The sequence below is a fragment of the Bacteroidota bacterium genome, assembly GCA_020402865.1.
Lineage (GTDB): Bacteria > Bacteroidota > Bacteroidia > Palsa-965 > Palsa-965.
In genome coordinates, this window is the sequence record JADBYT010000009.1 from 41,534 (window position 1) to 63,620 (window position 22,087).

Consider the following 22,087-nt stretch of genomic DNA (forward strand, 5'->3'; position numbering starts at 1 on the left):
GGGTTTTTATGTTGCCGTTATTGCGAATCTATGCTGTAGCGGCAAAAATGAAATACAATTACTCGCTTACACGAATTACCCCTTCGCGCGGTTTGCGGGCATTTTCGGTTGAACCGTTTCCATAGCGCCAGCCCAGCACAATGCCTCCGCGAAGCATGGCACGATAACCGCTCACATCATCGAGGCCGGTTACCTGTGTGCCAAGCGAACAAAAGAGTGATACATTCAGATTCTGACTGGGCTGAATAAGCACACCATTTACCACACCCACTGATGAAAACCACGTGCGGGTGAGTTCACCCGCGCCGGGCTGCGGAAAGGGCCCAAAAATGGGACGCGTATAATTCACCTGTCCGTATTCCCATGTAAGCCCTACAAAATAGCTTGAGAAATTCTGACCCGAGGGATAATAGCGAAGATCGAATCCGGAGCTGAATACTTTGTTCCGGTTGTAATAATAGAAATCCGGATAGCCGATATTGTCGGGCTGCAAACCGCTTAGTCCGCTCAATCCGAACGAAAGCGGGAAACGCAGCGAAACATTGTCTTTAAATACATTGACTTCGTAGCTTAACGAGATAATGCCGGGAAGCAGATCAGTAACATTAAGTCCGATCAGGTGTTTCCGCTTGAAGCCATTACTGTCGGGCAACATGTTACGGGTAGAAGGTGCGCGTGATGAACTGCTGGAAGCAGGGCGCTGAGACTGTGATTTAGGCGCTACAAACACATCGCTGTGCCCGTCGGCATAAACCACTTTGCGCACTTCAGCAGTTTTAATTACATATACAGGGCCGCTTCCGTTATCGCCTTTTTTATACTTGATTTCCGAAGCCGAAACTTCGGTTACCTGAATGATCATCTTCTCGCCGTTGGTGCGATAAAGCGTATCCTGTGCCTTTGCAATAAATGATGTACACAGTACAAATAGTGTGAGCAAAAATTTGAATTTCATAACTTATGCTTGTTAATGAATAAGACGTGTAATGTGTTAAAAGTTGCTTCCCAAATATAGGTAAATGTATTCGTGTTATATTTATGAGAGATGTTAGTATTTTCCGCACTTTCAATAATGCTCGATGCACTTAGCGGCGAATTGGTACTGAGTGCCTTTCTGCTGCTTTGCGCAATGGTAGCGCTGATTACGTTTTTAGTAATGTGGATCATTCGTAAACGCAGGAAATAATGCCGTTCTGGGGTGCTTTTGTCTTTACTGTGTTTAGTGAGTGGCTGCTGTTCAGCGGCTTTTCGCGGTATGCGCTGAAGCTTACGCTCTTTTTTATCGTGCTCCTAAATTTAGTAACCTGGCCGGTAATAAACTGGCTTTATGCCACCACGGCTATTCCGCTCTGGCAGCTGGAAACGGGTGTGTGGCTGGTGGAATCTGTAATCATAACCATACACTGGCAATGGCCGCTTTGGCGGGGAGCCGTTGCTGCACTGCTTATCAACGCCGGAAGCTGGGGCATTGGCAGTGTGCTTGAACACGTTTTTTTCGGCCAATGAAGCAGCGCAGCTCCCTGACACTTTTGCTGCTTGGTGCGGCACACGGCCTGAACGATTTTGTGGCCGGGGCGCTGCTTGCGTTTTGCAGCCGCACACTACCCGGCAGTGAAACCGCCGTGTGGTTTACGGTGTATGTGGCCTTAGCCTTTGCCGCACAGGTGCCGCTGGCGCTGATAGCCGATAAATTTCCGCAATGGCGCTGGTGGCTGGCGGGGGCGCTTACACTCATTGCCGCAGCAGCCATGTTAGGAAGCACGCACACAGGTGTGGCAGTTGTACTGAGCGGCGTGGCATCGGCAGCGGTGCACGTGGCGGGCGGTGCGTGGGCCTTGCAGCTAAAGGTGCCACAAGGTTTAGGTGCCGGTGTGTTTGCCGCGCCCGGCATTGTGGGCCTTACGCTGGGCGGATTTGCACAGCTGCATGGATTTACGTGGACAGCATTGGCCGCAGCCGCGCTGGGCATTGGTGCCACACTTTTTGCATTGCGCCCCGAGCTGCGTGCCCGCGAGAAAAAAACGGCAGAAAAACCGCCACACCTGTTTGACCGGCACGATGCGTTTATGCTCCTGCTGCTGCTGGTGATCACACTTCGCTCGGCCGTGTGGGATATTTTTCAGGCCATACACACCGGCAGCGAGCAGGTGCTGCTGGGCATAGCCCTGGCGGCCGCCGCAGGAAAAATAACCGGCGGCTGGCTGGCCGACAAAATGAATTCGCTGCAGGTGCTTGGCGGCACGCTGCTTTCGTCGCTGGGCCTGCTGCACTTTAGCGAAAAGCACGAAGCGTTTTTGTACACCGGCATAGCATTGCTGCAGGCCACGCTGCCGGCATCGGTATTGCTGCTGCACCGCCTGCTGCCGGGCTGGCCGGCTATGACCAACGCGCTGGTACTCGGCCTTGCCGTAACACTTGGCGGCTTCCCCTACATGCTCGATGCACCCGCGCTACTCACTCCCCTCACACTCACGCTGCTACTGCTGGCCGCAATACTATGGTGGATCAAACGCCCCCAATCCCCGTAAGGGCGCGATACATCACTCCCGGCAAGAATCCCCGTAAGGGCGCGATGCATCGCGCCCGGCAAGAATGCCCGAAGGCCGCACCACGCCCGAAGGCCGCACCACGCCCGAAGGCCGCACCACGCCAAAAAAACAAATCCCAAAAAAAACAAATGCCCCAAAAAAACAACACACTACACGCGCGTGAGGGATGGAGGCGGCAGCGAGCGGCGGCGGGGCCTTGTGCTGCCGCAACGAGCAGGCGACCGGAGGAAGCCCGCGCAGTGCGAGCAGCACACAGCCCCGCCACCGCGACTACAGCCGACAGCCCGACCCTTTGCCGGAGTGATGCCTTTTTGAGGGAAAGCGGCAAAGGGGCACGCCCTAAGAAAATACTTCGTTCTGAAAAAACAACAAGTTACTTTCTTCGCACACGCATGATGACGAGTAAAACAATCGCAATGACCTGGATAGCGAAGAAAATCGTTTACAAAGGCAATTTGCCGACAGGAATTGCTCCTGAATAAACTACATTACCACCTCACCCGAACGCAGGTAACGCCTGCGCACCCACCACACCAGCAAGGCAACCAGCGCCGATGCGCCAAGCACGGGCAAAAGCTGCATACCCGGCGAAAGCGGCTCCTGCGTAGCGGTAACACCAAAACCTTCATTACGTGTTGAAGGTGAATCGAGCCGTGTAAATTTCACCACACTGTCATTCACCACCGAGTCGATGCGCAGAATTACATGGCCGTTTACGCCGGTGAAATAACCGAGGTTGTATGTTTTACCACTATCGGCACGGCTTACCTGAAACGAAAAGCTGATGGGTGCACCGCGCCCGCCGGGCATGTGAATAAGCGTGGAATCATGCAGCCAGTAGATGGTATCGCCGTAATTGGGCGAGAGTGAAAAACGAAACGCAGGAAATGCACTGGCGTTTACCACCATGAACGAGCCTGATGGGCGTGGCTTGCTGCCCGGCATATCGGCAAGAGCCGGCAGGCAGAGCAACAATAAAAAGAAAGTGAGCAAACGTTTCATGAACCGAAAGGTAGTGAAGGAAACCGGAAAATGAAACTGCACTAACTTTTCCGCTTTTTCGCAAACGCCTTGATCTGCTGCGCCTCGAGAAACCAGATGAGTTTGAACGACAAACTGTTTACCTGCGGCTGATTGAACACATAATCTGCATCTTCGAAATAGTTGCGGAAAAGCTGCTGGGTGTTGCCCACAATTGTGTTTTTCCATACCAGACTCAGTTCGCTGCCGGGCACAAACTGCCAGGTAAAAATCATGTCGATGGTGAAGGCGTTGAACGTAATATCGCTGTTGCGGTTGAAGCCTGTGCTGCTCTCTTTTCCTTCATTATTCAGTGCAAAAAACGAGGTGTAACGCGCCTCCGACCAGTAGTGGCGGATGCGTGTTGTGAGAATCATGGTGCTGTTGAAGGTGTAATTGACGTTGATGGTGTTGGTAACCGTACGCAGGTTGCGCACACCCATAATGATGGAATCGTTATACATGGTTACGAAGCCCACATTATCGGTTTTAAATTCGTTTTCGTTACGGATAACGAAGAAAAGATGATCGTTTGCACGCACGCGCGGGGCAATGGTGTAGCGCAAAATAGTACGGTTGCGTTCGAGAAAAATGCGGTAAGAGGCCGACATGTCGAGTGCAAACACTTTGCGGTAGTCGGATGAAATAAATCCGCCTGCTTCGTAGTTGCGCGGATAAATCATATAACGGCCGGGTACGCGGGGTTCGAAATAATCGTTGTTGCGCACAGGCTGCGTGAGCCAGTTGATACCGGCTGTCATAAAATTGCGGTACGTGGCAATTACGCGTCCGTTGATGGTAAGAAACGTAAAATCGCGCGGGAGATAAAGCTGGCCGTAGTCGATGTTTATATCGCTGGTGATGCGCACGAAACGGCGGAAGGGCTTGAAGATATTGTATTTTAACGTAGTGCCGTAGCTGATTACGTTGTTACGTTCCTGAAAGCCCATGTCGGTAGGATCGAACTTATCGCTGACGAGGCGGTGGCGGATTTCGGCCTGAAATTTTCCGCTGAACTTTCCGGCGCGGATATAGTAACGATAACCACTTACAGGAGCAGCCGTATTGCGCGGCCACACCAGACTGAGATCGGCAAAACCTTCGGTGCCCCACACGTTTTTCTTTTCCACCAAACGAAACTGCGCCGAACTCACATTGGCATCGCGTGCTTTTCCATTGCGCATTACATTGGTATTGAGAAAGCCGAGGTAGGAATTTTTACCGATTACCTGTTCGGCCACAAACACATTGTAATTGGCCAGTTCTTCGGTACGCACTTCGCGCACTTTGCCGCTCATCGTATCGCGCAAAAGCGCATCAACCGGAGCCGACACCGCATTTAAAAAACCAATGCCGAGGTTGCCCGGTGTGCGGCCGCTTATTTTCATGGCATTGTACAGTTTGGCCACACCGGGGTTGTTTTCAATCACCTCATTGGTATCGAGCTGAGTGCGCACACTGTTAAAACCCGATGGCTGTGCACCGATGCGGCGCGAATAAAAAAGATCGTTTTTATTAAACAGCTCCGTTCCTTCGGTAAAAAAGTACCGCCGCTCATCGAACTTGATTTCAAACGGCGAGAGATTGAGCACAAGGTTATCGCTGATGGTTTGCCCGAAATCGGGAATAAGCGTCATGTCGAGTGTAAAACTCTCGTTGATGCCCAGCTTTACATCCATGCCGCCGTTGAGCGAATAGGATTGTTTACCCTGAAAATTATCGGCATAGCCCGACACGTAGGGAAGCATGGCCAAACGAAGCGGCGGCAATATGTTTCGGATACCCTTAAGGTCGCCAAACTGGTTGACAATACCCTGCACGTTCTGGTCGATGTTGTTCCAGTACGAAAACTCGCGGTGGCGGCGCAGCCCGCGCACAAAATTCAGTCCCCACATCTGCTCGGGCTGATTGGGAAAGCGCAGCGAGTAATAGGGAATTTTCAGTTCGGCGGTCCAGCCTTTGGCATGACGTTTTACGCGGCTGTACCATACACTGTTGAGGCTGTAGTCGAATTTATCTACCGTTACACGGGCATCAATCTGCACGTTTGCGGCCGATACTGCAAAGTAAAATGCGTTGCGGCGGTCGCGGTAGGTATCGAGATACACGCCAAACAGATCGGAATTGGTGTTTTCATCGTCGCGCGCACCCAATTGCGCCAGCACACTGTCGGGCGATGAGTCGTGCATTTCGGCCAGAATAAAAATCGCCTGATCGTTGTAAAGTACGCGTACTTCGGTGTGCTGCCGGGGTGAATTGCCGGGGTTGGGCTGCTGCTGCACAAAATCGGCCGCTACGGATGCTGCTTTCCAGCAGGAATCGCTGCCGTCGCCGTCAATTTCGGGAACAGCGGCAGTGCGCAGCGCCTCCATACCGCGTATGGTTTGCGCCTGCAGCGGGCCGGCAGCCAAAAGCACCAGCACGAATAAAAAACGTATCAGGACATTTGAGTTCAAGCGTGCAAAAATACGGAACCTGTATTAAAACCGTGTATAAACACATAAAAGCCGGTTTTGACTATATGGAATGCATTATTTTTACGCTGAACGGCAGCTATACTTCACATGCCACGCAAAAAACAGCCCGACACATTCCGCTTTTCGGCCCCGCTGGAAGCGTGGAAAAGTAAATCCACCTTTTACCTCATCACCTTTCCGCATGTGGTGGAAGAAGTATTCGGCACCAAAAGCCGTGTGCGTTTTACAGGAACCATAAACGGTGTGCCGGTTGAACAGGCCCTTATGCCCGGCCGCAGCGGATTTCATTACATAAGCATTGGCGGCACGCTGCGCCGTAAATTAAAATTGCGCGAAGGCGATGTGGTGCATGTAGAACTGAAACGCGACGAACGCCCCGATGATTTTGTGGAATTGCCCGAAGCACTTATTGCCGCGCTGGAACTGGAACCACAGGTAAAAGAAAAATTTGATGCACTTACGCCCGGCTACAAGCGCAGCCTAAGCTACTGGATAAACAGCGCGAAAGGAATTGATACCCGTGTAAACCGCGCACTTGAAATTGTGAAGCGGCTGGAAAACGGTACGCTGAAACGCAGTTATAAAAAGGAAGCGTAATTTACAGCGCAGACAAAAACGGGCTGCCAAATTTACCCTTGTATTCGAGCGGCGTAACACCTTCGAGCTTTTTGAAGGCGCGTGAAAAATAATTCGGATCCGAAAAGCCCGATGCGTAGCACACTTCTTTCACGGCCATTTGCGAATCAGCCAACAGTTTTTTGGCGTGATTGATTTTTTCCTGCAACAACAGTTGCGAAGGCGACATACCAAACTCATTGGCAAACGTGCGGTAAAAAACCGATTTGCTCATACAGGCCATTTTGCTGAGCTCGGCCATTGAAATTTCGGCCGTGATGTTTTTGCGGATGTATTCAATAACGGCCCGAAAGCGTTCGTTGGTTTGTCCCGGCTCAATAAACAGCGAGGTGTTGTTTTGCAAACGCAGCAGGGCCAGCACAAGCTCTTTCAGCTTTAAATCAACCAGCACATCCTTGAGCGGATCGGTGCTGCGGAAGATGCGGACAAGGCGTGTGCTGAGTTCGGCAATGGTTTTATCGTTGCGTAAAAATGCCTGATGCAGGTTGAGTTTCCATTCCTGATTAAGTTCAGGATTGCGCGGAAACTGTTCATTAATATAAGTAAGCTGTTTATTGAGATAATCTTCTTCGATAACCAGCGCGGTGCATTGTGTGGGATTTTTGTAATGCGCTTCGGGGAAATCAATCACCATTTCTTCCGATGCATCTACCAGATAGGTTTCGCCGGGAATGTAGTTCAGGGGCTGATTGCCCCCATGCAGTATTTTTTTGCCGCGAAGCATGGAGGTAATGGTAAACCCGCCAAAGGTGAGCCGCACTTTCTCGGCACGGCGGTGCGTTTCAAACACATTCAGCTCACAGCGGTTGAGGCTGAAGGTGGTGCGCTGTTCTATTTCAGTGCGCAGCAAATGGTGCGGAGTAACGGGGACCTGACCAAGTTGATGCATGTAGTGTGCTTGTTTGGACTTATCCCAAATTTAAACGAATGTGAGCTTGTATTTTCCTGATCGTTATCAGTTTGGGAAATCAGTGCTATTGGCCGGGATTTGAATACAGGCTCCGGGAAATTGATTTTTCCAATTTGCGGTTGAAACCTAAAAACTCAACATCATGTCAAATTCAGTAGAAACAACAGCCCCTTCAGCCAACGGCACCGCTTATACGAATGCCCTTTCGGCCTTTCCGGGTGTACAGGTGCCTGTGTTTAAAACCCGCTACAACAATTACATCGGCGGCAAATTTGTAGCGCCGGTAAGCGGACAATACTTCGACAATATTTCACCGGTTACCGGCAAAGCCTTTACGCAGGCTGCACGTTCGGGCAAGGAGGATATTGAACTGGCATTAGATGCCGCTCACAAGGCTTTTGCCACATGGAGCAAATCATCAGCCGCCTACCGCAGCAATATCCTGCTCAAAATTGCGCAGGTAATGGAAGACAACCTCGAACTGCTGGCCACAGTTGAAACCATTGACAACGGCAAGCCCATCCGCGAAACCCGCGCAGCCGATTTGCCGCTCTGCATCGACCATTTCCGCTACTTTGCCGGTGTGCTCCGCGCCGAAGAAGGCACTATTTCCGAACACGACGAACACACGGTAAGCATCAACCTGCACGAACCGCTTGGTGTGGTAGGACAAATTATTCCGTGGAACTTCCCGCTGCTTATGGCCAGCTGGAAAATTGCGCCGGCACTGGCGGCCGGATGCTGCACCGTAGTGAAACCGGCCGAGCAAACGCCTACTTCCATAATGGTACTCATGGAACTCATCGGCGATTTGCTGCCTCCCGGTGTACTTAACGTAGTGAGCGGCTTTGGTCCCGAAGCAGGCAAACCGCTGGCTACATCCACCCGCATTGCCAAAGTAGCATTCACCGGCGAAACCACTACCGGCCGCCTCATTATGCAGTATGCTTCCGAAAACCTCATTCCGGTTACCATGGAACTGGGCGGAAAATCGCCCAATATCTTCTTCCCCAGCGTGGCCGATGCCGATGATGAGTTTTTCGATAAAGCCGTAGAAGGCGCTGTGCTCTTTGCGCTCAACCAGGGCGAAGTATGCACCTGCCCCTCGCGCATGCTGGTACACGAAAGCATTTTCGACAAGTTTATGGATCGTGTAATTGAGCGCACCAAAGCCATCAAAGCCGGCAATCCGCTTGATGGTTCGGTAATGATTGGCGCGCAGGCCTCGAACGATCAGTACGAGAAAATTCTTTCGTACATCCAGATTGGTAAGGAAGAAGGCGCCGAAGTACTTTGCGGCGGCAATGCAGCCAAACTTGGCGGCGACATCAGCGAAGGCTATTACATTGAGCCTACCATATTGAAAGGCCACAACAAAATGCGTGTGTTTCAGGAAGAAATCTTCGGGCCGGTGGTGTGCGTAACCACATTCAAAACCACCGAAGAAGCCATTGCCATTGCCAACGATACACTCTACGGACTCGGTGCCGGTGTGTGGACGCGCGATGCGCATGAGCTTTACACTGTGCCGCGTGCCATTGAGGCAGGCCGCGTGTGGGTAAACTGCTACCATGCGTATCCTGCACACGCTCCGTTTGGTGGTTACAAAAAATCAGGCTTCGGACGCGAAACGCATAAAATGATGCTTGGCCATTACCGCCAAACCAAAAACATGCTCATCTCTTACAACAAACAGAAACTCGGTTTCTTTTAACCGGTTTTCACAATCATCGCCCGGAAAAACACTCCGGGCGATGATTTCAAAAATAAATCAGTGATGGCAAGCGTAATAATTAACACCGCAAGAGGTATCGAGTTTATGCAACTTACCGAAAACAATCAGCCGGCTGTATTGCGTATCAATGCCACACCGGCCGCGCTCGAACTTATTGATATGCTCAAAGTGGCCTTTGGTCCGCTCATGTTTCACCAGAGTGGCGGCTGCTGCGACGGTTCGGCTCCGATGTGTTTTGCACGCGGCGAATTCAGAACCGGTGCATCCGATGTACTTATCGGCACAATAAACAACGATACACCTTTCTGGATGAGCGATGACCAGTTTCAATACTGGAAACACACCCAGCTTACACTTGATGTAGTGAACGGACGTGGTTCAAGTTTTTCGCTCGAAATTCCTACCGGAAAACGCTTCATTATCCGCTCGCGGTTGTTTACCGATGAGGAATTGAGTCAGCTTGCTGAAGTAAGCCGGGGTGAGTGAATAAATGTGTATAACCCGCTCAACCCGATACCTTCGGGAATGAATGAACAAATCAATCCGACGTGTACATCACTTTGTGCGATAACCAGTCTTTACAGGCTGGTTTCTTTATTCAATATTGAGGATAGATAACATACACTCACCTGTTTATTCGCAATTTTTGCCGCTGGTTCCGGGCACAGGCAGCAGCATTACGGTTTCGCCAACTGCAAATGATACGTTGCAGGAGGTGTGCATCACACCCGCCCCCAATTCATTTACCCCAAACGGCGACGGAAAATGATGTGTTTATGCCCGCATGCAACGGCCTTGAAAACAACAATTACGAGCTGCTGATATTCGACCGCCGGAGCAATCTTCTCTTTGAAAGTCATAACCTGAGTGCGGGATGGGATGGCCGTGTGGAAGGACATGCAGAAAAGGTAATAACCGATACCTATGTATGGAAAATACAGGTACAGTCCGCCACAGCCCGCACCATCATTCGTATCAGGCATGTCAATGTGATTCGCTGATGCGGAAAACCGGTTCCTTTATTTTTATGATCGTACGCATGCGCAGGAGCCTGTTTGGAAATTACTGAACAGATTGCCGGGCTATCTGTTATTTTTGACAATATTCAGTATATGGAATCAACAGCACCGACACCTCGATTCAGGTATTTTACATCCGCACTTTTTGTGCTCACCGCAATTTGGGGTGTAATTTATTTCACGGTTTTTCCCGAGCCCGTTTCCTTGCTTTCCCGCAACTGGCCACTGATACTCATTGGTGTGCTTGGTGCGTTTATTGGCAATATTACAGCCATTGGCGGCGGATTAGTATTTATTCCTGTGCTGATGTTTGTGTATAAAACCGATCCGCTGAGTGCGCTGAAACTGGCTTTTGTAACACAGGCCGTGGGCATGAGCAGCGGGGCAAGCGGCTGGCTGAAGCGTGGCGAAGTTCCGCTTAAACTGCTTTGGTGGACTATTCCATCGCTGCTTATCGGTACACTCATTGCAACGTTTGTGTTTCATCCCAATGGCATGGTGGTGAAAAGCTTGTTCGGGCCGGTATCGTTAGTGGCGGGTGTGCTTACACTTGTTACTCTCAACCGCTCAGGCACGCTGCAAGAGCTTCCTCAAAAAGCCATGGTGCCCGTGTTCCTTATATCCCTGCTGGGTGGCTTAATTACAGGCTGGGTAGCTATTGGCGAAGGCGAAATTATTGCCGCGTTCTGCATGCTGGTTTATGGCTTAACCGCCACACGTGCCATCGGGCTGGGCGTGGTGTTGCTTGCCGTAAATTCTATTGTACTGGCCTTGCTGCACAGCTTCTATTTCGGTGGTGTGCCGTGGGATATGGCCATATTTACCATGCTTGGCGTGCTTTGGGGCGGTCGCCTCGGTCCGTGGCTCTCACAATGGATTTCGATCAAACAAAGTAAGCTCGTTTTTGCCTGCATCGCCATTCTCGACGGAGCACTGATTACGTGGCAGGCGTTGCGGAGTTTGTGGTAAGGCCTCTGTCTTCCCTCTGCTCCGCTCGGGATGACAGAGGCTGTTTTGTATGATTCTGGGGACTTTTTTGTATGATTCTGTGATTGTTTTTTATATGATTCTGTGGTTCTTTATTGTTTGATTATTCGCTGTGTTGATCTTCCTTCGGATGTGGTGATGGTGGCGATATACATGCCGCTCTCAAAACTTCCAAGATCAATCTGATGGGTGAGTGTTGGCGACATTAACTGTGTATAAACCAACTGACCGGTGAGTGTATATATTTCAACCTGTTGTATGGGGCTGCTGGTTGTTATTGTAAAGGTGTTTGGGGTGGGATTGGGAGAAAGAGAAATACGTGAAAGAGTAGATTCAACACCGGTGGTATTGGGTGTTAATTTCCAGAGTTCGTAGCCATTTGTTAGATCGTAAGACTGAAAAAAAAGTGCATTGGATGCCGGGCAGAGGTTTGAAACTCTGGCTTGGCCAGCGATACTCTGCCAGCTTACTCCATCTGTTTCATAGAGAGTATCAAAACTTGCAGCAAGGAAATATAATCGATTGTTGAACGTAACAAATGAATAGGGTGATGAAGAATTAGGGCCACTAATAATATCTGCAAAGGGGAATAATGCCGGTGATAGATATTGTGTACCATTTGTACAGAATAACTCTTGACCATTATCATTCACTCCATTAGTTGCTGAAAAATACACCTTACCATTAAATACGTATAAATGTGAAATATTTGAATCCCCAATTCCTCCATTAAGATTAGAAATATTATGAGCTGTTGTATCTTGACTTGATGTCATCCATAACTCATCTCCCAAACCACTTGGTCCATTATTTGCAACAAAAAATAATGTATCGTGAAGATTTACCATTTTATAGCTTGCCGGATTATTAATACTAAAGTAAGCGCCTGTAAACTGAGGATTAATGTCTTTTACTATTTCCCATCCACCAACGTTGGAATTAATTTTATAGAGTTCGGCTCCATATTGCGCAGTAATAGCTCTAAAATAAAGAATGGAATCTACAGCTATAAGATCCTGTGGATTAGAGGTATAATTAGTATCAATTTCTTCATAAAGACCTGTTCCTATTGCTGTTCCGTCTGTTCTATATATTTCTTTTCCGATAAATGGTTCAGCGGCTACAAAGTATGCATAATTTCCAATTGAAGTAAAATATGCAGGAAATCCAATATCAATGGCATTACCAGATAAGTTTATATCCTTAATTAACATGGTTCCTTGTCGGGTTCCGTCACTTTTCCAAATTTCATTCCCTTCGTTTGCAGAAATAGCTGTAAATAAGAGAGTTCCATTAAAATTAAACATATTAGAAATTTGTGAGTCAGAGGTACCTGCATATATATCTTTAAGAAAATTAGTATCATTAGTTACCGGATCATACATCCATAGTTCTTCTCCATAAGTAGGATGTTTAGCAGTAAAAAATAGCATTCCGTTTACCTCAATAAAATTTCTAGGTTCAGACCCTGTAGCTCCGGGATAAATTTCGGCTAACTGAAAGGTTCCACTTTGAGTTCCGTCGCTTACCCATAATTCTTCACCTGAAGCAAAATTACTGGTCGCAGCAAAATAAACTTTATTCCCAACTGCTGTAATATTTTTCGGGTAGGAAGATTGCCCTCCTTGAAATAAATCTTCAACCAATGTTGGTACTTGTGAAAACAATTCATTGAATGAAAAAATAATTGAGACAAATGCAAGGAGAGTGATTGCAGGTACTTTCTTCATGATTATATTTATTAATTATTCAATACAAATATTAATACACGCTCTCAATAAAAAATCATCAGAACTACTGATTTCAATTCAAAAATTGATATATATAAGGATCACCACTCCGCATATTCAAGGAGTAATAACAAATCTCCGCTATAACCTTACCCCCGCCACCAGCACATCATCGGTTTGCTCGGTCATTCCTTTCCAGAGTACAAATGTTTCGTGAAACTGTTGCCGGCGTTGTTCGGAGGGGGTATTGTGACCTATGGAGTGGATGAGTTTACGCAAGCGTTCGCGGGAGAATTTTTTATTCTGAGGGCCGCCAAACTGATCGGCAAAGCCATCGGTAAATAAATAGAGTTGTGCGCCGGTTTCAAAACGTAGTGTGTGTTCGGGAAAGGTACGTTCGGTTTCAAAACGCATGCCGCCAATGGGATAGCGTGCACCACTTATTTCGGTGAGTGTGTGGTTTTGCAGCAGCATCATGGGACGCATGGCACCGGCAAACCGGAGGGTTTGTGTGCTGCGGTTGATGGTGCAGAGCGCAATGTCCATACCATCGTAACTGCGGCGGGTGTGTTGCTCGGTGTGCTGCACGAAAGTTTCCTGCATGCCCTGATCTACCGCCGTGAGAATTTGCGCCGGGCTTGTAAGCCCCTGATCAATTACCGCGCGGTTGAGCAGGTTTAACCCCAGCATACTCATAAGTGCGCCCGGCACACCATGCCCGGTACAATCGGCCACGGCGAGAATAAACAGATCGTCTTTGCTGTAACACCAGCAGAAATCACCACTCAGCACATCGCGCGGAATATTGAGCAGAAACGCATCGCCGGCAAGTTCACGCAAACGTGCCTCGTCGGGCAGAAGCGAATTTTGAAGATGCCGTGCATAACGCAAACTATCATCCATTTCAATCATCCGCGTTTGCCCATCCATATAATGCCTGAGCAGCAACTGATTTTCCTGTTTTATTTTTCGCGTATGCTGTTCTACATATTCACTTATTACCATACGCAAACGGCGCCGGCTGTTCCCTTTTCTCCTGATTAAATTCATGAATCTGATTAACATTTCCCCTACAACAAATGTAGAACCATCGTTTACCGGGTATGTTATGGCAATATGAAGCAGAAAATTATTCGATAACCTGAAAAGAATACATGTTAACCCTGATTATGAACGGGATGGATGCGGCCTGTTGTACGACGATGAAAATGACGGAATGTTAACTGTAATACAAAGTATCTGTTAACTCAATCAGCCATTAAACCTAATCGTTTGAAAACGTTTTGTATAAACACGCACCGGATACCAGGCCGCCAGCAAACCAATGCCCGTAACCGCAGCAGTAATGAGTAAAATATCACTCAGCCGCACATCAACCGGATAGGCTTCTACCACAAACCCTTCGTCAAACCGCACCAGTCCGAACTGGTGTTGCAGAAAAACAACCAGCAAACCAATGACAAGGCCAATTACCACCCCTGCCGTTGAAATCAGCAGGCCTTCGGTAAAGAAAATGCGCCGCAGTATGCGGTTGTCGGCACCCATGCTCCAGAGTACGCCTATATCTTTCTTCTTTTCGATAATGAGCAGCGTGAGAGAGCCTATGGTGTTGAACATGGCTATCGACAAAATGAAAAGCAGAATGATGGAGGTCCAGAGTTTTTCTGATTGCAGGGTACGAAAGAGAATTTCGTTTTGCTGATAGCGGTTTTGAATACGAAGCTCCGCTCCTGCAATGGCCGCAATTTTCTGCAATGCTTCAGCGGCGTTGGTTCCGGGTTTAAGACCAATTTCCACTGAAGTGCACTCGTTGGTATAATCAAGCAGTTTGCGCACGCTGGCAATGGGAACAATCACATATTTCCCGTCGAAATCATTGCTCACCGCGTAAAATCCGCTTACAAAAAACAGTTCTTCCCGAAAAGGCGCTTCGTCTAAATTGGTCATATCCACAGCCAGATTGCGGTCGCGGCGGGGCATGTACATTTTTACGGGTGTCATAAAGCCAAGTCCGAGCTTTGCAGCAATTTCGCGTCCTGGCACAGCGCCCTGATAGCCCTGCGGATGCAAATCGAAAGTACCTTCGCGTACTACTGTATCAAAACGGCAGTTGCGGGCATAATCGTCGGTAACGCCGCGCAGGGTTACAATTATTTGCTTTCCGTCGTTTTCGGCCAGTGCGCTTTCTTCCACAATTTCGTTGTACCAGGCTACGCCGGGCACTGCACGCAGCTGCTTTATTTGTTCGGGGGTAAAGGCAAATGTTTTTCCGCGTACAGGCGCAATACGCACGTCGGGATGGAACGAATTATAAAGCGATTCAACCAAGCCGGTAAGACCGTTCATGGCCGAAAGAATAATGATGAGTGCCGCCGTAACCACCGCCACACAACTCACCGAAATCCACGTCACCCAGTTGATGGCGTTGTGCGATTTACGGGAGAATAAATAGCGGCGGGCTATAAACAGCGATACATTCATGGCGGCGGCCGCGAAAAATTACTTTTTCAGGAGTTCATCAATACGCTCGGCATAATCGAGCGAATCATCGAGGTAAAAAATAAGTTCAGGAATAACCCGCACCTGATGCCGGATGCGGTTGCCCAGCAGGCGGCGCAGCTCGTGGCCTTTGTCGCGGATGCTTTGCAGCAGGGCTTCCTTGTCTTTTACCGGAAATAAACTCACATATATTTTCGCCACGCCCAGATCCGGGCTTACACGCACCATGGTTACAGTAATCATTACCGGCCCGAAGGTGTTGCGGGTATCTATCTGAAAGATTTCCGCCATCTCTTTCTGGATGAGGCGGGAAAATTTTTGCTGACGGGTTGAATCCATTTCAGCACAAAGGTACGGAAACGCGGGCAATCCTTACCTTTGGATTTATGTATATGCTTTACATCAAATCGCTCCATGTAATTTTTGTGGTTACCTGGTTTGCAGCGTTGTTTTACATGCCACGCCTGCTCATTTATCACCGCGAGGCGCAGGACAAGCCTGAACCCGAGCGCGGCATACTCAGCGAACAGCTGAAGATTATGCAACGCCGCCTTTGGAATTTCATCGCCTGGCCCGGTATGACGCTGAGCTGGATATTCGGACTTTGGACTGCATTTAACCCCTACCCGTTTGCATTTCCCTACCCCTGGAACCAGATCTGGTTTATTCTCAAATTCGGGTTTGTGCTTACACTAACCCTGTATCACCTTAAAACCCATTTCATTTACAAACAAATGCAGCAGAATATTTTTCGCTGGACATCCATGCGTTTGCGGATGTGGAACGAGGGGGCTACACTGCTGCTTTTTGTGATTATTTTTCTGGTTATCCCCAAAAAGAACGATGGCTGGGTATGGGCTTTGTTTGCCCTTGTACTGACTGCACTGGCAATCTATATAGGTGTGGTGCTCTACCGCCGGCATCGCCATGCAGCCGAAAAGGCCGAAACAACAAAAGAGGAGACAGCTCGGCAAACACCATCAAACCAGGATCACACGGATGTGCCCCCGATAAATTGATTTTCCCCTCATATCCATTTGATACAGCCTTAATAATTGATTGACATTGCCGCCCTACGTTTGCCGAAACGCATCAACGTAAAATGACAAACGAACCCGGCCGCATTCTCATTATCGACGACGAGCCCGACATCCGCGAATTTGTAAGCTACAACCTCTCACGCCGCGGTTATGTGGTGGAAACTGCATCCGACGGCAAAACCGGCTACGAGGCCGCGCTGATCTTCCGTCCGCACCTCATTATTCTCGACATTCTTATGCCGGTAATGAATGGTTATGAAACCTGCATGCGCCTGCGAAGAAACCCCGAATTCAGCACAACCCGTATTCTATTCCTCTCGGCCCTGAATGAATCCTATGCCCGTGAACTGGGCATCAAACTTGAGGCCGACGGCTATATCAGCAAACCTGTACGAATGGAGCTTTTGTTGCGTCGGGTGGAAGACTGGGTAAAACGGGCGGGCTGAGATTTCGTAAATTGGTGAAAAATTACCCCTATGCCTTTCACCATCACACTCAGTACAAACGGCAGTAACCATCTGGCCTCTTTCAACGGAGCCACGCCGTTTATTGTGGGCCGTCGTACAACTTACCTCGGCAATACCGGCCTTATTAATCTGCGCAACATGGGGGCGGTATTTACACCCGAAGCCTATGAACCCGCTCTGGGCTGGTGGGCAAACTTTATTGCACCCACCGCAAAAGCCGAAAGCGGCGGATCGTTAACCGTACTGAACACCTACGACCGGGCCAAATTCACGTTCAGTTTTATGCAGTATGCCGCACATGTGCCCGGCGGCGATTTTGTCGTGTTTTTTCGCAAACTTCTTCAACTGCCTGCAGCCGCCAGCTATTTCCCCGATCTGACAGTGAGCGGCGGACGCATTGTTCAGCGCAGCGGCACGAATATCATTCCCCTTGAAAGCAAAACCAGCACGCAGGCGCTGATGGATTACCTCAACCCTACGCTGCAGGAAGTAGAGCAGGCCGAAATTTTAAACGCCGCCAAATTCATACACTGGGCCGTAAACGATCAGGCTCACCGGCAACTGCAGATTACCAGCGCCGTGGAGCATTTCAAAAAACAAATGCCCCTCTACGATAAACGCTACAACATGAACGGCATGAGCGACCGTGTTTGCCTCGTAGTTTGCGACATCCGCCATCAGGGCAGGGCCAAGAGTGAGGCTATTCTGAACGCGATAAATACCGGCGGCAACACCGAAAAGGCGCTGAACAACCTGCTTGCACTCGGAGCAGATAAATTCAAAACCCGAATCGACACACTTTCGGCTGAGATAAAACGGCTTACCGATGCCGGGAAGTTAGGCAAACGGGTATGGAACAGCGCGGCGGGCGATTTTGTGTGAGCAGGAACTGGCCTGAGTTGCTTAAATTTGTGCAAACTGAAATCTGATGCTCGGCCTCAAACTTGCCACCGACCCGCGCTGGGTAAACATCGTTGAATCAAACATCGACGAAATTCTTACCGACCACGCTTTCTGCGAACAGAAAGCCGCGTCGAACGCTATTTCCCTCATTGTACATTACCCGGAATACTCCGATATGGTGGAGAAAATGAGCGAAATTGCCCGCGAGGAACTCGACCATTTCCAGCAGGTGCATCAGCTTATTTTGCAACGCGGCGGCACACTTGGCCGCGAACGCAAAGACGATTATGTGAATGAACTCATGCAGTTCATTAAAGCGCCCAACCGCTCGCGCGAGGCTACTTTGGTTGACCGCCTTCTTTTTGCGGCCATGATTGAGGCCCGCAGCTGCGAACGGTTCCGCGTACTCTCCGAAAACATCAAAGACCCGACACTGGCCGGTTTCTACCGCGAGCTTATGATCAGCGAAGCTAACCACTACACCGTATTTATTGGCTTTGCCCGCAAATACGGACAAGGTGTGAACGTAGATGCCCGCTGGCAGGAGTTTCTGGCCTACGAAGCTGAAGTAGTTGCCCGCTACGGAAAAAAAGAAACAGTTCACGGATAATATACTGGCGTGGGAACCCTGCGTTTACTGCTCGCTGCAGCTGTGGTACTTTTTCATTCTTACCACATTTTTGGCGTAAGAATGACCGGTGGCATGGTTTCCGTGCAGGCATTCTACATGATTTCGGGCTTTTACATGGCCCTTATCCTCAACGAAAAATACAACGGGCCCGGCTCATGGAAACTGTTTATGGGCAACCGCCTGCTGCGTATTTATCCGCTTTACTGGACCGTGCTGCTCATTGTGCTGCTGGTATCGGTAATTGGCTATTTCACATTGGGGAATTCGTTTTTTCTGTATGCGTGGATCAGCTCGATTTCGCACCTGCACTGGTCAACCATACTTGCATTTGTGCTGGTCAACCTGTTTCTGTTTGGCAGCGACTGGTTGTTTTTTTCGGTCATTGGCAAAAACGACGGTTTGCTGCATTATTCCTCAAGCGCATTTTCAGGTTCACCGCGCACGTTTACGTTTATGCTGGTTCCACAAGCCTGGTCGGTGGGAGCCGAGCTTACGTTTTACTTGCTGGCACCCTTGCTGGTCAGACGAAAATGGTGGCTGCAGGTACTTATTATTCTGGCCAGCGGAGCATTACGCTATTATTTGGTGACTGAAAAATTCCGTAGCTGGGATCCGTGGTCGTATCGCTTTTTTCCCAATGAAATTGCCCTGTTTATGCTGGGCAGTCTGGCCTGGCAGGTCTATCATCGCCTTAAAAACGTATCAGTGCCCAAATGGGCAGGACCGCTTGGCTGGAGCCTGATTATTGTGTGCATCATTGGCTACGACTATTTCAGGTTTATTGATGAGGATGTAAGACCATTTGTATTCTACACTTTTTTCTTTTGCAGTTTACCTTTTATCTTCCGCTGGTCGCAGCATTTCCGCACCGACAGGTGGCTCGGTGAACTTTCCTACCCGCTTTACATCGGTCATTTGCTTATTGTAATGCTGTTCAGGAAATGGTTTTTCGGTACCGAAATTTTGAAGTGGTACGGCGTGGTTTCGCTGGCTTCAAGCCTTGTATTTGCCTTTCTGCTGATGCATTTTGTGGCCCGGCCCATCGAAAAAATCAGGGCCCGCCGTGTTTTACAGAATAAAGCCCGCTTTTGATGTGGCATTGATTTTGTAAAATTTCATATTTTAAAACCGTCAACCATTACAGCAAATGATCAGAACACTCGTTTTTCTGCTGGCCTTTATCGGCCTCAGCTCTTTTTCTACCGTTCGCTATGCCGATGCTGATATCAATGGCATCTGGTTTAATCAGGAAAAAGATGGCAAAATCAAAGTGTATTCCTCCGGAGGAAAACATTTCGGCTACATCATCTGGCTGAAAACTCCCAACGATCCCGAAACCGGAAAACCCCAACTCGACAAGAAAAATTCCGATAAAGCCAAGCAAACCCGTCCAATCAAAGGACTTGAGATTATGAAAAATCTGGTTTGGGATGCGAAAGAGCAGGAATGGGCTGATGGTGAAATTTACGACCCGAAATCAGGCAACAGCTACAGCCTTACCGTAAAAATGACCGATAAGAATACGCTGAGCCTGCGCGGCTACATGGGGGTTTCACTGCTCGGTCGTACTTCAGTATGGACCCGCACCACTGAATAATTTGTAAGCGAAAATAAAAAAGGGAAGCGCTTGCCGTGCTTCCCTTTTTTATTGATGTTGTTGGTTCAGACAGTTTCCTGATCTAATTTTTCATACACGGAATTGTTGCTGATAAATTCGGGCACCAGCTTTTTCATCAGCGCCACAATGGTCATGTTTTGCTGTGTATCAAACAGGCCGATGAGTTCATTTACCTGCGTGTTCACGCTTTCATAGGCCGAAGGCTGCACACGGGCAATCATTATTTTTTCGTGATGTGTGGGGAGGGTGTTTTCGCTGTTGCTGAGGAGTTCTTCGTAAAGCTTTTCGCCGGGACGCAAGCCGGTAAACCGGATCTCTATATCGCGTCCGGGTTCCAGTCCCGAGAGCTGAATCATTTTATTGGCGAGGTCGATAATTTTTACCGAGCGGCCCATATCGAAGATGAAAATTTCGCCGCCTTTTCCCATACAGCCGGCCTCGAGCACAAGGCGGCAGGCTTCGGGAATGGTCATAAAATAGCGTGTAATTTCGGGATGTGTAATGGTAACCGGCCCGCCATTTTCTATTTGCTGGCGGAAACGCGGAATGACCGAGCCCTGCGAACCCAGCACATTACCAAAACGCGTAGTTACAAAGCGGGTAGAATTTATGTGGTTGTTGAGCGCCTGCGTATAAATTTCGGCAATGCGTTTTGATGCGCCCATTACATTAGTCGGATTCACGGCTTTGTCGGTAGAAACCATTACAAATTTCTCCACGCCAAATTCCACCGCCAGATCAGCCGTAACCACGGTGCCCTGCACATTTGTGCGCACGGCTTCCGATGGGTTGAGCTCCATCATGGGCACATGTTTGTAAGCCGCAGCGTGATATACAAGCTGCGGACGGAAGGTGCGGAACACATTGTGCATCCGTTCGCGGTTGCGCACATCACCAATTACTACTTCGTAGTTGAGTCCGCCCATTTCGGCCAGCTCAAGCTCCATATCATACAACGGCGATTCGGCCTGATCGAGCAGCACCAGCAGGCCGGGTTCGAAACGGGCAAGCTGGCGCACCATTTCGCTGCCAATAGAACCTGCCGCGCCGGTAACCAGAATGGTTTTGCCCTTGAGCTGGCTGCTTATGTTGGCCTCATCAAGCTGGATAGGCTCGCGTTCGAGCAATTCCTCAATGCGTATCTTACGCAGCTGCCCCGAACTCAGCTCGCCGTTTATCCAGCTCCGCACAGGCGGCACCGTAAGCACAGGCATGTGATGCGCAAGGCAGTAATCTACAATTTCCTGCTTGCGCGCTGCCGGTATTTGCTGTATGGAAAGAATAACCTGTGCACCCTCCGCTTTTCCGGCAAGTTGCGGAAGTTTGTCGGGCCCGTAAATGGTTACGCCCTCCAGCTTACGGCCGTGCTTGGCTTTATCATCATCAATAAATGCCAGCACACGGTAACGCGTGGCTGCATCACGGTCAAGCGTGCGCTTGGTAATCAGCCCCGACTCGCCCGCACCGAAAATAATAACGTCGGTTTTGCCGCGCGTGGGATTTTTCAGTTCCATCCACAACGCTTTGTAAATAAGCCGCGCGGCAATCATGCCAAAGGTGGTAGTAAGAAACTCAATGAAAATGATGGAATGCGGAATGATGTAAAGTCCGTTTATAAAACGGGTAATCTGGTTGATGGCAAAAAACACCAGCGTACCACACAGCAGCGTAATGAGTATGCGCATGGCATCGCGCTGGCTCATATAGCGCACAATACCCCACGGAATGCGCGCCAGCAGAAAACTTACAAGCCTCACGCCAATGAGCGTGGGAATAACCACCGGAAAAGCATCAACCTCCACCTGCGGAATGGCAAAATCAAACCGCAGCAGATACGCCATCCCCACTGCACCCAGCACAATAGCC

Annotated in this window: 23 protein-coding genes; 14 read left to right on the forward strand and 9 right to left on the reverse strand. The window is 49.2% G+C overall.

Translation table 11 applies throughout. The features are described 5' to 3' along the window. Nucleotides 1–58: 58 nt before the first annotated feature. A complete protein-coding gene (locus IM638_07465) occupies nucleotides 59–955 on the reverse strand; it encodes a hypothetical protein (GenBank protein ID MCA6362862.1) in 897 nt (298 codons plus the stop codon). Nucleotides 956–1,045: 90 nt separating this feature from the next. Here IM638_07465 and IM638_07470 point away from each other — a divergent pair, with 90 nt between their 5' ends. Genes IM638_07470 through IM638_07480 form a run of 3 tightly spaced genes read left to right on the forward strand, consistent with a single transcriptional unit; the run spans nucleotide 1,046 to nucleotide 2,528 of the window. Continuing rightward, on the forward strand, nucleotides 1,046–1,186 hold the full coding sequence (locus IM638_07470) for a hypothetical protein (GenBank protein MCA6362863.1): 141 nt from the start codon (nucleotides 1,046–1,048) through the stop codon (nucleotides 1,184–1,186). Then, nucleotides 1,186–1,506 (forward strand): hypothetical protein, encoded by a 321-nt coding sequence (locus IM638_07475; protein ID MCA6362864.1) that lies wholly within the window; start codon nucleotides 1,186–1,188, stop codon nucleotides 1,504–1,506. The genes IM638_07470 and IM638_07475 overlap by 1 nt, the downstream gene beginning before the upstream one ends. Then, complete coding sequence (locus IM638_07480; protein ID MCA6362865.1) at nucleotides 1,503–2,528, forward strand: hypothetical protein; 1,026 nt, start codon at nucleotides 1,503–1,505, stop codon at nucleotides 2,526–2,528. Before IM638_07475 ends, IM638_07480 begins: the two co-directional genes overlap by 4 nt. Before the next feature lie 504 nt (nucleotides 2,529–3,032). Here IM638_07480 and IM638_07485 read toward each other — a convergent pair. Together IM638_07485 and IM638_07490 are read right to left on the reverse strand one after the other, a co-directional pair. Next, nucleotides 3,033–3,551 carry a hypothetical protein gene (locus IM638_07485; protein MCA6362866.1) on the reverse strand — a complete coding sequence of 173 codons (519 nt, stop codon included), beginning with the start codon at nucleotides 3,549–3,551 and terminating at the stop codon, nucleotides 3,033–3,035. 41 nt (nucleotides 3,552–3,592) lie between these two features. Further along, nucleotides 3,593–5,992 (reverse strand): carbohydrate binding family 9 domain-containing protein, encoded by a 2,400-nt coding sequence (locus tag IM638_07490; GenBank protein ID MCA6362867.1) that lies wholly within the window; start codon nucleotides 5,990–5,992, stop codon nucleotides 3,593–3,595. 141 nt (nucleotides 5,993–6,133) lie between these two features. Here IM638_07490 and IM638_07495 point away from each other — a divergent pair, with 141 nt between their 5' ends. Further along, complete coding sequence (locus tag IM638_07495) at nucleotides 6,134–6,643, forward strand: DUF1905 domain-containing protein (GenBank protein ID MCA6362868.1); 510 nt, start codon at nucleotides 6,134–6,136, stop codon at nucleotides 6,641–6,643. A gap of 1 nt (nucleotide 6,644) precedes the next feature. On the opposite strand, the gene IM638_07500 is transcribed toward IM638_07495, so the two are convergent. After that, complete coding sequence (locus IM638_07500; GenBank protein MCA6362869.1) at nucleotides 6,645–7,571, reverse strand: helix-turn-helix domain-containing protein; 927 nt, start codon at nucleotides 7,569–7,571, stop codon at nucleotides 6,645–6,647. 163 nt (nucleotides 7,572–7,734) lie between these two features. Here IM638_07500 and IM638_07505 point away from each other — a divergent pair, with 163 nt between their 5' ends. From IM638_07505 to IM638_07520, 4 genes are all read left to right on the forward strand, one after another. Further along, on the forward strand, nucleotides 7,735–9,306 hold the full coding sequence (locus IM638_07505; GenBank protein MCA6362870.1) for an aldehyde dehydrogenase: 1,572 nt from the start codon (nucleotides 7,735–7,737) through the stop codon (nucleotides 9,304–9,306). Between the two features lie 105 nt (nucleotides 9,307–9,411). Continuing rightward, the gene (locus IM638_07510; protein ID MCA6362871.1) at nucleotides 9,412–9,813 is read left to right on the forward strand and encodes a DUF779 domain-containing protein; all 402 of its coding nucleotides are present in this window, start codon (nucleotides 9,412–9,414) and stop codon (nucleotides 9,811–9,813) included. 290 nt (nucleotides 9,814–10,103) lie between these two features. Continuing rightward, entirely contained in the window at nucleotides 10,104–10,328 is a 225-nt protein-coding gene (locus IM638_07515) for a gliding motility-associated C-terminal domain-containing protein (GenBank protein ID MCA6362872.1), read from the forward strand. A 111-nt stretch (nucleotides 10,329–10,439) separates the two neighbouring features. Further along, nucleotides 10,440–11,315, forward strand: a complete 876-nt coding sequence (locus tag IM638_07520) for a sulfite exporter TauE/SafE family protein (GenBank protein MCA6362873.1) — start codon at nucleotides 10,440–10,442, stop codon at nucleotides 11,313–11,315. A 110-nt stretch (nucleotides 11,316–11,425) separates the two neighbouring features. Here IM638_07520 and IM638_07525 read toward each other — a convergent pair whose 3' ends face one another. The 4 genes from IM638_07525 to rbfA form a co-directional block, all read right to left on the reverse strand. After that, nucleotides 11,426–13,063, reverse strand: coding sequence for a T9SS type A sorting domain-containing protein (locus IM638_07525; GenBank protein ID MCA6362874.1), 1,638 nt, complete (start codon nucleotides 13,061–13,063; stop codon nucleotides 11,426–11,428). A gap of 141 nt (nucleotides 13,064–13,204) precedes the next feature. Further along, nucleotides 13,205–14,113 carry a serine/threonine-protein phosphatase gene (locus IM638_07530; protein MCA6362875.1) on the reverse strand — a complete coding sequence of 303 codons (909 nt, stop codon included), beginning with the start codon at nucleotides 14,111–14,113 and terminating at the stop codon, nucleotides 13,205–13,207. Nucleotides 14,114–14,314: 201 nt separating this feature from the next. Further along, complete coding sequence (locus IM638_07535) at nucleotides 14,315–15,544, reverse strand: FtsX-like permease family protein (protein MCA6362876.1); 1,230 nt, start codon at nucleotides 15,542–15,544, stop codon at nucleotides 14,315–14,317. A gap of 18 nt (nucleotides 15,545–15,562) precedes the next feature. Beyond that, nucleotides 15,563–15,901, reverse strand: a complete 339-nt coding sequence (gene rbfA / locus IM638_07540) for a 30S ribosome-binding factor RbfA (protein ID MCA6362877.1) — start codon at nucleotides 15,899–15,901, stop codon at nucleotides 15,563–15,565. A gap of 47 nt (nucleotides 15,902–15,948) precedes the next feature. Here rbfA and IM638_07545 point away from each other — a divergent pair, with 47 nt between their 5' ends. The 6 genes from IM638_07545 to IM638_07570 all read left to right on the forward strand — a co-directional run bounded on the left by IM638_07545 (nucleotide 15,949) and on the right by IM638_07570 (nucleotide 20,200). Then, the gene (locus IM638_07545) at nucleotides 15,949–16,581 is read left to right on the forward strand and encodes a CopD family protein (GenBank protein MCA6362878.1); all 633 of its coding nucleotides are present in this window, start codon (nucleotides 15,949–15,951) and stop codon (nucleotides 16,579–16,581) included. 83 nt (nucleotides 16,582–16,664) lie between these two features. Continuing rightward, nucleotides 16,665–17,048 carry a response regulator gene (locus IM638_07550; protein ID MCA6362879.1) on the forward strand — a complete coding sequence of 128 codons (384 nt, stop codon included), beginning with the start codon at nucleotides 16,665–16,667 and terminating at the stop codon, nucleotides 17,046–17,048. Between the two features lie 30 nt (nucleotides 17,049–17,078). Continuing rightward, nucleotides 17,079–17,951, forward strand: a complete 873-nt coding sequence (locus IM638_07555; GenBank protein ID MCA6362880.1) for a hypothetical protein — start codon at nucleotides 17,079–17,081, stop codon at nucleotides 17,949–17,951. Between the two features lie 46 nt (nucleotides 17,952–17,997). Beyond that, nucleotides 17,998–18,582, forward strand: coding sequence for a tRNA-(ms[2]io[6]A)-hydroxylase (locus IM638_07560; GenBank protein MCA6362881.1), 585 nt, complete (start codon nucleotides 17,998–18,000; stop codon nucleotides 18,580–18,582). A 9-nt stretch (nucleotides 18,583–18,591) separates the two neighbouring features. Beyond that, a complete protein-coding gene (locus tag IM638_07565; GenBank protein ID MCA6362882.1) occupies nucleotides 18,592–19,695 on the forward strand; it encodes an acyltransferase in 1,104 nt (367 codons plus the stop codon). 55 nt (nucleotides 19,696–19,750) lie between these two features. Beyond that, entirely contained in the window at nucleotides 19,751–20,200 is a 450-nt protein-coding gene (locus IM638_07570; protein MCA6362883.1) for a DUF2147 domain-containing protein, read from the forward strand. 65 nt (nucleotides 20,201–20,265) lie between these two features. Here IM638_07570 and IM638_07575 read toward each other — a convergent pair whose 3' ends face one another. Then, the gene (locus IM638_07575) at nucleotides 20,266–22,062 is read right to left on the reverse strand and encodes a polysaccharide biosynthesis protein (GenBank protein MCA6362884.1); all 1,797 of its coding nucleotides are present in this window, start codon (nucleotides 22,060–22,062) and stop codon (nucleotides 20,266–20,268) included. Nucleotides 22,063–22,087: the final 25 nt, after the last annotated feature.